This is a genomic window from Actinoplanes regularis (genome assembly GCF_900188005.1).
Lineage (GTDB): Bacteria > Actinomycetota > Actinomycetes > Mycobacteriales > Micromonosporaceae > Actinoplanes > Actinoplanes regularis.
On the sequence record NZ_FZNR01000023.1, the window covers coordinates 77,713 to 89,972 of the forward strand.

A 12,260-nucleotide genomic window follows, 5' to 3' on the forward strand; every position below is an offset into this window, starting at 1 on the left:
AGCCCACTTGCGTGATCGGTAAACTTTCTTTACAGAGCCATGTAGAGCCCTGGGTCAATAGTTCCGTTACGCCCCGGCGGGGCGAAAGATTCCGGTTTCCTTCAAGCCAGTACGCTCGATGTCGTGGAAGCACGGCAAGACCTGGGTAAATTCATCACTGAATTGCCCGTCGCACAGCGTGGCGTCGTGCTTTCATCGGGTCGTGAGGCGCGCAGCGACCCGTTGATCGCGCAGCGTGGCGTGACTGCCTCGACGCGTTCCGTGCCGAGTCATCGTTCGGATCGGTGAAACGAAACAATCGATGAATAGACAATGTGGGTTGGCTCACTCCCGAGAAGGGGATCGAGGGCTCGACACGGATAGGTAGCGACCAAGTGGCGGCTGAGGCGTTGCAGGAGGCAGAGACCGAAGTCGTGTTGCCGGGAAGGTTGATCGGATGAGCGGTGCGGTACGGGGTTCCGAACCGTGTCGGCGGTTGACCGACAAGGCGATCGATGTCGGCCTTACGGCCTGAAAGTTAGCCGGTTCGTTCCTGCTCACATGCAGGAGAATCGATGCAGTTGGTGGAAGGATGGAGATCGTGGGAACTGCGTTGGCGGAAATGACGATGCCTCAGATCTCGCCGCTTGCCGGCGAGCCAATTGAACGCGCCGACGCCGAGCGCCTGGCGGGAGTGCTGAAGGCGCTCGCCGACCCGGCACGGCTGCGGCTGCTGAGCCTTATCCAGTCCGCGACGGACGGTGAGGCCTGTGTCTGCGACCTCACGGCTCCGCTGGGCCTCTCACAGCCGACCGTGAGTCACCACCTGCGGATTCTGACCGAGGCGGGTCTGCTTGAGCGTGAGAAGCGGGGAGTCTGGGCGTACTACCGCCTGGTGCCGACCGCGATCGCGACCATCGCGGACCTGCTGACGCCGCCCCGCAAGCGGGCGACCAAGAAGGCTCGCTGAGCGGTGGGTAATGCCTGGCGTCACTGACACATGGGGGCGTGACGCCAGGCCGAGGACCTCTTCCCTGGCCACCCCTGGCGATTCGAGGAGGAACGCGTGAACTACGTGCCCGGTGACCTGCGTGATCAGCTCGCGCACGTGGGTTACGACGTGGTCCAGGCCGGACTCGTCTGTGGCTCGGGCGGCAATCTGTCCGCCCGGATCCCCGACGAGGACGCCATCTGGGTCACCGCGAGCGGCGCCTGGCTCGACCGGCTCAGCCGGGCCACCTTCGCGCCGGTTCGGATCACGGACGGTGAACTCGCGACGGTCGGCGCCCTGCCACCGCCGCGCATCGAGCCGACCAGCGAGCTCGCGTTGCATCTCGCGCTCTACCGCGCCCGGCCGGACGTCAACGCCGTGGTGCACCTGCACCCGCAGACGGCGTTGCTGCTCGACGCGATCGGGGAGCACATCCGGATCGTCACCACGGACCATGCGTACTATCTGCGCCGGGTGTCGACCGTGCCGTTCCGGCTGCCGGGTACGACCGAGCTTGCCGCCATGACCGCCGCGATGGCCGCTGACGGGACCGACTGCCTCGTCCTCAGCCAGCACGGGTGTGTGGTTGTGGGCGACTCGGTGGAGCTGGCGCACAAGCGCGCCCGCAACCTCGAGGAGGCGGCTGCCTTGACGTTGAAGGCGCTGACCGCCGGTCGTTTGGAAAATCTCCGGGACTGCCCGGAAGAGTTCCTGGGCCGGCTCTCCGGGTCCGCGGCGGTCACCGTCTAGTCCGGACCCTTTGACGCTGCCAGCCGGCCGTCCCTATGGCCGGCTGGAATGCGTCTACGCTGAGCCTGGCCGTCACGGCCAGGCTCTTTCTGTGCCGGGGACGTCTTCGAGCCCTGGATGCATCTCAGCCGGCCCTGGGGCTTCAGGACCGGCTGAGTGGTGGACTTCCGGTCAGGCGCGGTGCGAACGCGGCCGACGGTTCCGCTCGTCGTCCTCGTTGTCGAGGAGGTGGGCCGCCTCCGCGAGCCCGGCGATGCTGGCCGCGGCGACCACACCGACCGCCGCCGACGGCTGCGGGCCCTGGTGGGTGCCGTTCTTCTTCGCCTTCCGTTCGCGCAGCATCTCGATGAAGATCGGTAGCGCGGACAGGAGCACGATCACCACGACGACCGGCAGGATGTAGCGGTCGATCTTGTCGCCGATGGCGTTGTAGATCTGCTTGGCGAGCGCGTAACCGATCAGCAGCACGCCGTCGGTCCAGAGGATGCCGCCGACCACGTTCCAGATGAAGAACTGCCGGGCCGGCATGCCGAGGGTGCCGGCCACCGGGTTCAGGAACGTCCGCACGATCGGGATGAACCGGGCCAGCACCACGGCCTTGGCCGGCCCGAACTTCTGGAAGTAGTACTCCGCCTTCTCCACGTACTCGCGCTTGAAGAGCTTCGAGTCGGGCCGGTCGAACATCTGGCGGCCATACCGGGCGCCGAGCCAGTGGCCGAGTTGGGCGCCGACGATCGCGCAGATCGGGGCACCGATCAGCAGGCCGATCAGCGAGATCTGGGTGCCGCCGCCGAAGATCGCGTCGGCCACCGGGGACGCGGCGATACCCGCCAGGAACAGCAGCGAGTCACCTGGGAAGAAGAAGCCGACCAACAGGCCGGTCTCCGCGAAGAGGATGGCCCACACGCCGGGCAGCCCGAAGGTGTGCAGCAGGTCCTTCGGATCCATCGGGTTCAGGGCGAGCTGCTCGGTGAGCGCACGGATGTCCACGAGTAGCCAGGGTACCGGCCCCCTGGTCGCCCCGGCCTGTACGACCGCTGTGGATATCTTGTGCTCGCGGACAGGAAACGAGAGGTCACCCGGGGTGCCGGCCGGGTGATCGGCCGGTCCCCGAGGATGCTCGGGGACGCGGCTCGATCGGTTCCGACCCGGTGATCAGGATGCTGACCGGCCGGCACCTGGGGTGCTCAGAGACGCGGGTCGACCGGCTCCGACTCGGCGGCCAGGATCGCGAAGACCAACTCGTGGACCCGCCAGGACGGCGCGCCCTCGGCCAGCCGGTCCAGCGCTGCCAGGCCGAGCCCGTGCTCGCGCAGCGCCAGACCCCGCTTGCGGCCGAGGTTGCGCCGCCGCAGACCGTCGAGCTGCTCCCGCCGGGTGTACTCCGGGCCGTAGATGATCCGGAGGTACTCCCGGCCACGGCACTTCACACCGGGCTGCACCAGCCGACCCTTGCCGTCCACGGCGGCGAGGCCGGCGTACGGCTTCACCACCATGCCCTCCCCGCCCGCCCCGGTCAGGGTCAGCCACCAGTCGGTGGCCTCGGCCTCGGCGGCGGGATCGGCCAGGTCGAGCACCATCCGCCGGGTCGGGGTGAAGATCTCCGGATCGGCGGCGACCAGTCGGTCCGCGATCGCCAGGTGCCAGCCGTGATCCTTTTTGGCGAACGTCGTCCCGGCACCGGCCAGCACCGCGAACGGCGCGAGCGTGACACCCTTCAGCCCGTCGGTCGGTTTCACGTACGCCCGGTACGCCGCCGAGTAACCGTCGATCTCCGCCGAGCGCAGCTCGATCCGTTCCCGCAGGTCAGCGACGTCCAGGCCACGACGGGCTGCCCTGCCCAGCAGGTCCAGGGCGGTCGGCAGAGCGGCCCGGCCGGCCACGCCCACCCCGGCGTAGTGGTCACGGATCAGGCTGCCCGCCTTCGCCGACCAGGGCAGCAACTCGGTGTCGAGCAGCAACCAGTCGGTCTCCAGCTCGACCATGATCGGCTCGGCCGCGGCCCGGACCCGGGCCAGCAGCGGCTCGTCCAGTTCCGGGCCGAAGAACGGCCGGCCGGTCCGGGTCCAGATGGCGTCCCCCGTTCCGGACAGCGACACCCGGACCACCGCCCGGGAGCCCATGTGCTTCTCCTCGCAGACCACCCGGTCGATACCGGCCGAGCGCAGATCGGCGAAAGCAGCGGACGGGTGTTCCAGGTAGCCCTCGACGGTCGAGCTCGAGCACGGCGCCATCGTCGGCGGCAGCCAGATCAGCGTCTCCGGGTCGACCGCGAACCGGCCCATCACCTCCAGGGCGGCCGCGGCGTTCTCGGCGGGGACGGTGGTCCGGCCGTACCCGTAATCGAGGTGTTTGCGGCCGGTGACGTCGGCGATGTCCAGACCGCGGTCCGGCTCCGCCTCGACGGTGCGCAGCGGCCGCACCGGCGCGTAGTACTCCTTCGCCGCCGGCGTGTCGATCAGCTGCCGCTCCGGCCAGCGGAGCGCGGTCAGCGCGCCGCCGAAGACGCAGCCGGTGTCCAGGCAGATGGTGTTGTTGATCCACTCCGGCTGCGGGGTGGGCACGTGACCGTAGACGACGGCGGCGGAGCCCCGGTACTCCCGCGCCCACGGGTAGCGCACCGGCAGGCCGTACTCGTCGGTCTCACCGGTCGTCTCGCCGTACAGCGCGAAGCTGCGCACCCGGCCGGAGGCGCGCCCCTGGTACGCCTCCTTCAACCCGGCGTGCGCCACCACCAGCTTGCCGTCGTCCAGCACGTAGTGGCTGACCAGGCCATCGATGAAGGATCGCACCTCACCGACGAACTCCTCCGGCTCCGCGGCCAGCTGCTCCAGCGTCTCCGGCAGCCCGTGGGTGAGCTGGACGTTGCGCCCGTTCAGCTTGCGGGCCAGCTTCTGCTCGTGGTTGCCCGGCACACAGATCGCGTGACCGGCCGCGACCATGCCCATCACCAGACGCAGCACGCCGGGCGAGTCCGGGCCGCGGTCGACCAGGTCACCGACGAAGACGGCCTTGCGGCCCTCCGGGTGCACGGCGTCGACCGGGCGGCCCGACCCGTCCCGGATCAGCTCCCAGCCGAGCTTGCCGAGCAGCGCCTCCAGTTCGGCGCGGCAGCCGTGCACGTCGCCGACGATGTCGAACGGGCCGTGCTCGTCGCGCCGGTCGTTGAAGAGCTTCTCGTAGCGGATCTCGGCACCGGCGATCTCCTCCGAGCCGCGCAGCACGTGCACCTTTCGGAAGCCCTCGCGGGCCAGCTGGCCGAGCGAACGCCGCAGGTCGCGCTGCATCCGGGTGAGGACCTGGCGGCCGAAGGCCCGGTCCGTTCGCGCCTGTGTGCGCTCCCAGGCCACCGACTCGGGGACGTCCAGGACGATCGCCACCGGCAGCACGTCGTGCTCGCGGGCCAGCTTGATCAGGCCGGCGCGAGCGTGCGACTGCAGGTTGGTGGCGTCCACCACGGTGAGCCGACCGGCGGCCAGCCGCTTGCCGGCCACGTAGTGCAGCGCGTCGAAGGCGTCCGCCGAGGCCGACTGGTCGTTCTCGTCATCGGCGATGAGACCCCGGAAGAAGTCCGAGGAGAGCACCTGGGTGGGCGCGAAATGGGCGCGGGCGAAGGTGGACTTGCCGGATCCGGAGATGCCGACCAGCGCGACCAGGCTGAGCTCGGGAATGTCGATCATGCGGTCACCTCCGTCGAGGTCTCGGTCTTGGTGAAGAGGGCGAGCTGGGTCGGTGCACCGGTGGTCTCGTCCGGATCGCCGACGCCACGGGTGGTCACCGTGTAGCCGTAGCGCTCGGCCACCTCGTTCGCCCAGGTGGCGAACTCGGCGCGGGTCCACTCGAAGCGGTGGTCGGAGTGGCGCATCCCGGTCAGGCCCTCGTAGTGCACGTTGTACTCCACGTTCGGCGTGGTCACGATGACGGCACCGGGCCGGGCGCGACCGAACACGCTGGCCTCCAGGGCCGGGAGACGGGGCAGGTCGATGTGCTCGATCACCTCCATCAGCACGGCCGCGTCGTAACCGTTGAGCCGGTCGTCGTGGTACGTCAGCGCGGTCTGGACCAGTTTGATCCGGTCACGCTGGCGCGGTGCCATCCGCTCCAGCCGGAGTCGGCGGGCCGCCTGTTCCAGCGCCCGGGAGGAGACGTCGGCCCCGACGATCTCGGTGAACCGGGCGTCCTTGAGCAGCGCGGACAGCAGCGCACCGGGCCCGCAGCCGAGGTCGAGCACCCGGGCGGCGCCGACCTCGGCCAGCGCGGCGAGCACCGCGTCCCGGCGCTGCTCGGCCAGCGGCGCCTTGCGGGTCACCGGAAGCTCCGACTCCTCCTCGGTGACCGGCTGGTCCGCCTCGAGCAGTTCCAGGGCGGTGGTGGCCAGTGACTTGCGGTGCGCCAGGTAGCGCCGGGCGATCAGAATCCGCTCCGGGTGACCGGCGAGCCAGCCCGAACCCGCGCGGAGCAGCTTCTCGATCTCGTCCGGGGCGACCCAGTAGTGCTTGCCGTCGTCGAGCACCGGCAGCAGCACGTACAGATGGTTGAGCGCGTCGGCGAGCCGGAGCGTGCCGGTCAGGAGCAGGTCGACGTAGCGGCTGTCGCCGCCGATCTCCGGCTCGAACGGGAGCGGGGTGGCGGTCACCGCCCAGCCCAGCGGGGCGAACAGGCGGGTGACCAGCTCGGTGCTGCCGCGGAGCACGGGCACCCGGATCTCCAGCGGGATCGCCTCGGCGGCCAGCTCGGGGCGGTCTTTCGAGGCGCCGCGCAGGGCGCTGCGGAAGACCTTGGACAGGGCGCTGGCGAGCAGGCTCGAGGCGGCGTAGGGCCGATCGTTGACGTACTGACTCAGCTCGAAGGCGTCGGCTCGGGCGCGGAGCTTTTGCGGATCGACGTCCAGCAGCAGGGCGGCGGTGCACCGGTCCTCGGCGGCCTCGGGATACATGACATACGCCGTACCGGTGGGCATCTCGAACGAATGGACCTTGTCGGGATGCTTGACCAGCAGGTATCCAAGATCTGTCGCAGGGCGGTGGGTCGTCGTCACGGTCAGCAGCACGCCGTCGATGGTCGCAGCGCCGCGTCGCCGGTGCGATCGAAATTTCTGTTCCTGTGGACAACGGGCGCAATGCTTCCGGTGCCCGAACCCGTCATAGGAGCGGAGGTGGTCGTGACCTACGAGGAGTTCGCCGACAGCAGGCTCAGCGCGCTGCTGCGTTATGCCGTCATGCTGACCGGCGACCCCGTCCTCGCCGAGGACCTGGTTCAGGAGACCATGCTCCGCGCCCAGCTGCACTGGTGGCGGGTGGCTCGCAGTGACTCGCCCGACGGCTACGTGCGCAAGATCTTGACCAACCAGTTCATCGAGTCACGCCGCGCCTCGTGGTGGCGTCGTGTGCTGCTGCGAGCCGATCCTGATCCGGTGGTCGCGGCGCCCTCCGATCATGCCGCCGAGAGCGCCGAGCGGGACCGGGTCTGGTCGATGCTCGCCGGCCTGCCGCGCCGGCAGCGCGCGGCTCTCGTCCTGCGGTACTACGAGGACCTGCCCGACCAGGAGATCGCGGACATCCTCGGCTGCGCCGTCGGGACGGTCCGATCCGCCATCTCGCGGGGGCTCGTGGCGCTGCGCGCCGAGTTGGTGGAGGCCCGATGAACAAGATCGAGGAATCGGACGGAGCGATGAGCAGGGTCGAGGAGGAGCTGCGGGCCGCCTTCGAACGACAGGAGGCGCTGGTCCCGGATGCCGCTCCGATGCGGGACCGCATCGATTTCGCCTGGGTGCGGGTGAAGCGCCGTCGCGCCAAGCGACGGGTGATCGGCGCGGCCGTCGCCGTGCTGATCGCCGGGGTCGCGGTACCGGTCGTGTCCACCTCCTGGTGGCACGGGGGACAACCGGTGCCGGCGATCGGTACGGCGGATATGCGTGCTCCCGTCTCCGGCCCGGTCGACGTCCTGCTGCTGGGCACCGATCGTCGTGCCGGTTCCGCGGCACGCCGGGCGGACACGATCATGCTGCTGCACGTGCCAGCCGACCGGAACTCGGCCTGGATGATCAGCCTGCCACGCAACGGCCTGGTCGAGATCCCCGGCCACGGCCGGCAGAAACTCACCGCGTCGCTGGCGCTGGGCGGCCCGGAGTTGACCCGAGCCACGGTTGCGAAACTGACCGGGGTCGACCTGGATGCCACCGTGACGGTCGATCTCGCCGCCCTGAGCGCGGTCACTGAAGGGGTGGGTGGCGTGACGGTCTGCCTGGACCAGGCGATTCCGCCACAGGCCGGTCGCAAGGGCCTCGCCGCCGGCTGCCAACGGATCGAGGGCGACGACGTGGCGCCGCTGCTGCAGGGACAGGACGGGCTGAAGAGGTTCGCCCTGGACCGGGATCAGAACAATCGGCGATTCCTGCGCGCGTTGGCGACCCGAGTGACGACCGACGACTCGATGGCCGATCCGGCTCGGTTCCAGCAGCTGTTGGATGCCGGTCGGGAAGGTGTTCGGATCGACAGCGATGCGATCGATCTGCTGGGCGTGGTCGCGAAGCTGTGGAAAGCGGATCTGGTCGGGGTCGGCCAGCCGACGTTCAACAGCGCGGCTGACGGCGAGATTGTCGACAGTGCGCCATGGCTGAGCCTCTACCAGGCGATTCGTGACGACCAGCTGCCGAGCTGGGCCGAGGCCAACCCGAGTTTCATCGATCACTGACGGTCCGGGCCGCACTCGGCCCGGACGAGCACGTCAGCGGTACTCGTCGTCGAACTCGACGACGCGGTTCTGTTCCTCGGCGTCCCACTCGTCTGCTTCGGCGGAGGTCGGTGCCGTCATCCCGATGTAGGCAGGCTTCTCGTCGGAATCGTCGTCCAGCCAGGCCGGAATCGCCTGCTCGGCGGCGTCCACCTCGGGCGTCTCCAGGTCAACTTCGTCAATCAGGCGCGTCATCCTCGGCTCCCTTCTCGTGTCGCCAGGCCCCCGTCTCATGGTGCACGCTTGCCCGGTCGGATGCTGCACAAACCGCACCCGCCCATCAGGCATCACGGAGAGTGGTGGGCGGCGCAGGTCGCCGGGAAGCGATGCCCGTCGTGGTCCCAGCAGCGTGGATCCGTCACAGAAGTGCGGACATGACCCAGCACCGATCTCCCCTCACGGCGTGTCCGGAAAGATCGGGCGGGGAATTTCGGGGCGATTTACGCTACGCAACGCGACTGCGGAATACTGCCTGCTGGAGGACAGCGCGGTCCTGCCCTCTGCCCGTTTGAATGAGCAAGGAGCGCACCGATGCCTATCGCTTCTCCTGAGGTCTACGCCGAGATGATCGATCGCGCCAAGGCCGGCGCGTTCGCCTACCCGGCGATCAATGTGACGTCCTCGCAGACGCTCAACGCGGCCCTCCAGGGCTTCGCGGAGGCCGGCAGCGACGGCATCGTCCAGATCTCCACCGGTGGTGCCGAGTACGCCTCCGGCCCGACCATCAAGAACATGGTCACCGGCGCGGTCGCGCTGGCCGAGTACGCCACCGAGGTCGCGAAGCACTACCCGGTCAACATCGCGCTGCACACCGACCACTGCCCGAAGGACAAGCTGGACTCGTACGTCCGGCCGCTGATCGCGATCTCCCAGGAGCGCGTCAACAAGGGCCTGGCCCCGCTCTTCCAGTCGCACATGTGGGACGGCTCGGCCGTGCCGCTGGACGAGAACCTGCAGATCGCCGAGGAGCTGCTGGCCTCCGCCGCGGCCGCGAAGATCATCCTCGAGATCGAGGTCGGCGTCGTCGGTGGCGAGGAGGACGGCGTCTCCGCCGCGATCGACGACAAGCTGTACTCGACCGTCGAGGACGGCCTGGCCACCGCCGCCAAGCTGGGCCTGGGCGAGAAGGGCCGCTACCTGACCGCCCTGACCTTCGGCAACGTGCACGGCGTCTACAAGCCGGGCAACGTCAAGCTGCGCCCGGAGATCCTGAAGGAGATCCAGGACGCGATCAGCGCGAAGTACGGCAAGGAGAAGCCGCTCGACCTGGTCTTCCACGGTGGCTCGGGCTCGCTGCTCTCCGAGATCCACGGCGCGCTGGACTTCGGCGTGGTGAAGATGAACATCGACACCGACACCCAGTACGCCTTCACCCGGCCGGTCGTGGACCACATCATGCACAACTACGACGGTGTGCTGAAGATCGACGGCGAGGTCGGCAACAAGAAGGCGTACGACCCGCGCGCCTGGGGCAAGCTGGCCGAGAACGGTCTGGCCAAGCGCGTCGTCGAGGCCTGCGAGCACCTTCGTTCGACCGGAACCACTTTCTCGAAGTAATCGTTGGACATCGGCCGGTCCCCATTCGGCGGGGGCCGGCCGACGTCGTATTGCGTTGTTACACAGCGACACGGGTACGATCGTGCGGTCTTGATCAAGGGACGGTGATCGTGCTCGCTATCGAGGGCTGGAAACCCGAGTGGCATCACGATGCCGAGGCCCTCGCCGCCTCGCACCGGCACATGTTCGTGCGGCTCATCGGGCGGAGACTGCGATCAAGCTGGCTGCTCTGGGACATCGCTCAGCGTGGCTGGTTCGCCGACGGCCCAGTCATCCTCGACTTTGGACCGAGTAGCGTCGAGATCACTCACCGTAAGTTCGATGAGTGTGCGATCACCTGGGGCCAGATCGACATGTCGGTCCCGATCGGCGACTACGGACACTTCGACTGGCGACCCGACCCGCATGCCGCGCTGCGGAAAGCCCGGGGCCGCCCGCTGCGCGCGGTCAACATCATCGAACGGACCACTTCGGTCGACTGGCGTCCACGGGTCCTGCACGCGATCGAGTTCCTGTTCGACGGCGCCCGGCTCGCCGTCTACAACGCGATGGACGAGAACGGGCTCACCGACGTACCGGAAGAGGATCTGCCGGCGGCGCACTGGCGCCGGGTGCACATCGCCTGAGCAAGTCGCGAGCGGCAGGCCGGGTAGCTGCCGCAACGAGCCGGAGAGGCCCGAGTGGCGGGCTCAATCGCTGCCGCCGCCGCCACCGCTGTCGCCGCCACCGAACGAGCCCCCGCCGTCGCCACCCCACGACGAGCCGCCGTCGTGGTGCCCGTGCCCGCCGTGATGGTGCCCGGAGGAGTCCCAGGAGGTGCTGTCGGCGCCCTCCGCGCCGAAGTACGTCGTTCCCGCGGCACCGTGCCGGCCGCGGCTCCGCCGCCCGACCACCGCGGCGAGGATCACCATCAGGATGATGCCCACGAGGAGTAGCAACAGAAACGTCATGTCCGCAGTGTGCGCCCCGCTGCCAAATCCCTGCGACCAGGGATTATGCGGCCAGTGCCGTCATCGCCTCGTCGAGCGAGTCGGTGACCACGATCAGCCCGGACTGGTCACCGTGCGGTGATCGCGCCAGGAGCGTGCCCAGCAGGTCCACCACTGGAAGATTGGTCCAGTGCGCCACTCCGAGGAAGACGAACGCCCCGGACGGCCCGTCGGTGCGGTAGAACGTCTTCGTCGCGGCCTGGAAAACCTCCTGCACCGTGCCGGCCCAACCGGGCGCGAAGACGATCCCGCCCCGGGACAGCCGCAGGATCGAGTCCTCGCGGACGGCGTTGGAGAAGTATTTGCCGATCTGCCCGGCGAACAGGTTGGCCGGCTCATGGCCGTAGAGCCAGGTGGGCAGCGCCAGGCCGCCGTATCGGAGCCGGTCGGCGAGGTCCACTGCGGGCAGTGGATAGGACGCCCGGACGTTCAACGCCGCGGCGGTGTACGGATCGTGGTCCAGGAAGTCCGTGGCGGGCGCCAGCATGTCGATCGCCGTGTCCAGTTCCCGCTCGGTCCGGGAGGCGAAGTACGCACCCAGGTTGGCCGCCTCCATCACACCGGGACCGCCGCCGGTCACGATCAGCCGCCAGTCCTTGGCCAGCCGCCGGGCCAGCGTCGCGGCCATCCGGTACGACTGGGACCCGCGCGGCTCCGCGTGCCCGCCCATGATCCCGACCGCGCCCGCGGTGCCGTTCGCCGACGCCCAGGCGGCCAGCGTCTTGCCCAGCGCGTTGTCGATCGCGGCGTCGTGCATCCGCTGGGCGAGCGCTTCGCGGATGTCCGGGGACGCGCCACCGCGATCGACGAAGTGCCGGTAGACGACGGTGTCGTACATGCCGGCGAAGCCCGCCTCGGTGAACCCGGCGGCCAGGTCCTCCGGGGTGTAGAGCAGCGCCGGGTGGGTCGGGTAGGGCAGCGTGCGGAACGGCGGCACCACGTGCGCGCCCCGCCGGATCAGGTCGATCTCCACCTCGGGGGAGGCGAACCGGCATCCGACGAAGAGGGTGTCGGACACGTCGACCGAGGTCAGAGCGGGCGGGTTACGGTCCAGCCGTAGACCGAGAACGATCAGTCCGGCCAGGGTGTTCTGGACGAGATGGATGTCGAGCTCTTCACGAGACTCGATCTCGAACGCGGTGGCGTCGAACGGCACGTCGCCGCCGAGCACCGGCTGTAGGGGGTCCGGCATCCGTACATGGTGCTCCGCCCGTGCGAGCGGCAGGCGCACACCCCGCCCGTTGACGCGGAACCTAGAGTTG

Annotated in this window: 12 protein-coding genes; 6 read left to right on the forward strand and 6 right to left on the reverse strand. The window is 69.0% G+C overall.

Translation table 11 applies throughout. From position 1 onward, the window contains the following. Nucleotides 1-571 precede the first annotated feature (571 nt). Together CHC09_RS37280 and CHC09_RS37285 are read left to right on the forward strand one after the other, a co-directional pair. On the forward strand, nucleotides 572-949 hold the full coding sequence (locus CHC09_RS37280) for an ArsR/SmtB family transcription factor (protein ID WP_014440216.1): 378 nt from the start codon (nucleotides 572-574) through the stop codon (nucleotides 947-949). Nucleotides 950-1,045: 96 nt separating this feature from the next. After that, entirely contained in the window at nucleotides 1,046-1,720 is a 675-nt protein-coding gene (locus CHC09_RS37285; RefSeq protein WP_089297984.1) for a class II aldolase/adducin family protein, read from the forward strand. A 171-nt stretch (nucleotides 1,721-1,891) separates the two neighbouring features. Here CHC09_RS37285 and CHC09_RS37290 read toward each other — a convergent pair whose 3' ends face one another. The 3 genes from CHC09_RS37290 to CHC09_RS37300 all read right to left on the reverse strand — a co-directional run bounded on the left by CHC09_RS37290 (nucleotide 1,892) and on the right by CHC09_RS37300 (nucleotide 6,770). Beyond that, nucleotides 1,892-2,710 (reverse strand): DedA family protein, encoded by an 819-nt coding sequence (locus tag CHC09_RS37290; RefSeq protein ID WP_239138905.1) that lies wholly within the window; start codon nucleotides 2,708-2,710, stop codon nucleotides 1,892-1,894. 197 nt (nucleotides 2,711-2,907) lie between these two features. Then, complete coding sequence (locus tag CHC09_RS37295; RefSeq protein ID WP_089297985.1) at nucleotides 2,908-5,400, reverse strand: polynucleotide kinase-phosphatase; 2,493 nt, start codon at nucleotides 5,398-5,400, stop codon at nucleotides 2,908-2,910. Continuing rightward, on the reverse strand, nucleotides 5,397-6,770 hold the full coding sequence (locus CHC09_RS37300; protein ID WP_089297986.1) for a 3' terminal RNA ribose 2'-O-methyltransferase Hen1: 1,374 nt from the start codon (nucleotides 6,768-6,770) through the stop codon (nucleotides 5,397-5,399). The genes CHC09_RS37295 and CHC09_RS37300 overlap by 4 nt, the downstream gene beginning before the upstream one ends. Before the next feature lie 105 nt (nucleotides 6,771-6,875). On the opposite strand from CHC09_RS37300, the gene CHC09_RS37305 reads away from it, so the two are divergent. Together CHC09_RS37305 and CHC09_RS37310 are read left to right on the forward strand one after the other, a co-directional pair. Further along, the gene (locus tag CHC09_RS37305) at nucleotides 6,876-7,364 is read left to right on the forward strand and encodes a SigE family RNA polymerase sigma factor (protein WP_373872029.1); all 489 of its coding nucleotides are present in this window, start codon (nucleotides 6,876-6,878) and stop codon (nucleotides 7,362-7,364) included. Then, nucleotides 7,361-8,413: an LCP family protein gene (locus CHC09_RS37310; protein ID WP_089297987.1), complete on the forward strand. Its 1,053-nt coding sequence runs from the start codon at nucleotides 7,361-7,363 to the stop codon at nucleotides 8,411-8,413. The genes CHC09_RS37305 and CHC09_RS37310 overlap by 4 nt, the downstream gene beginning before the upstream one ends. 33 nt (nucleotides 8,414-8,446) lie before the next feature. Here CHC09_RS37310 and CHC09_RS37315 read toward each other — a convergent pair whose 3' ends face one another. Continuing rightward, nucleotides 8,447-8,647, reverse strand: coding sequence for a hypothetical protein (locus CHC09_RS37315; protein ID WP_089297988.1), 201 nt, complete (start codon nucleotides 8,645-8,647; stop codon nucleotides 8,447-8,449). Between the two features lie 336 nt (nucleotides 8,648-8,983). Between CHC09_RS37315 and fbaA the strand changes: the two genes are divergently transcribed. Both fbaA and CHC09_RS37325 read left to right on the forward strand, forming a co-directional pair. Continuing rightward, nucleotides 8,984-10,009, forward strand: coding sequence for a class II fructose-bisphosphate aldolase (fbaA, locus tag CHC09_RS37320; RefSeq protein ID WP_089297989.1), 1,026 nt, complete (start codon nucleotides 8,984-8,986; stop codon nucleotides 10,007-10,009). A gap of 104 nt (nucleotides 10,010-10,113) precedes the next feature. Then, on the forward strand, nucleotides 10,114-10,635 hold the full coding sequence (locus CHC09_RS37325) for a hypothetical protein (protein ID WP_239138904.1): 522 nt from the start codon (nucleotides 10,114-10,116) through the stop codon (nucleotides 10,633-10,635). Nucleotides 10,636-10,698: 63 nt separating this feature from the next. On the opposite strand, the gene CHC09_RS37330 is transcribed toward CHC09_RS37325, so the two are convergent. Together CHC09_RS37330 and CHC09_RS37335 are read right to left on the reverse strand one after the other, a co-directional pair. After that, a complete protein-coding gene (locus CHC09_RS37330) occupies nucleotides 10,699-10,959 on the reverse strand; it encodes a hypothetical protein (RefSeq protein ID WP_089297990.1) in 261 nt (86 codons plus the stop codon). Nucleotides 10,960-11,002: 43 nt separating this feature from the next. Continuing rightward, nucleotides 11,003-12,190 (reverse strand): LOG family protein, encoded by a 1,188-nt coding sequence (locus tag CHC09_RS37335; protein WP_089297991.1) that lies wholly within the window; start codon nucleotides 12,188-12,190, stop codon nucleotides 11,003-11,005. Nucleotides 12,191-12,260: the final 70 nt, after the last annotated feature.

Excerpts from the sequence above, each read along its gene's own strand:
- fbaA (WP_089297989.1), top strand. The coding sequence starts at position 8,984 with ATGCCTATCGCTTCTCCTGAGGTCTACGCCGAGATGATCGATCGCGCC.
- CHC09_RS37315 (WP_089297988.1), bottom strand. The coding sequence starts at position 8,647 with ATGACGCGCCTGATTGACGAAGTTGACCTGGAGACGCCCGAGGTGGAC.
- CHC09_RS37335 (WP_089297991.1), bottom strand. The coding sequence starts at position 12,190 with ATGCCGGACCCCCTACAGCCGGTGCTCGGCGGCGACGTGCCGTTCGAC.
- CHC09_RS37310 (WP_089297987.1), top strand. The coding sequence starts at position 7,361 with ATGAACAAGATCGAGGAATCGGACGGAGCGATGAGCAGGGTCGAGGAG.
- CHC09_RS37295 (WP_089297985.1), bottom strand. The coding sequence starts at position 5,400 with ATGATCGACATTCCCGAGCTCAGCCTGGTCGCGCTGGTCGGCATCTCC.
- CHC09_RS37330 (WP_089297990.1), bottom strand. The coding sequence starts at position 10,959 with ATGACGTTTCTGTTGCTACTCCTCGTGGGCATCATCCTGATGGTGATC.
- CHC09_RS37280 (WP_014440216.1), top strand. The coding sequence starts at position 572 with ATGGAGATCGTGGGAACTGCGTTGGCGGAAATGACGATGCCTCAGATC.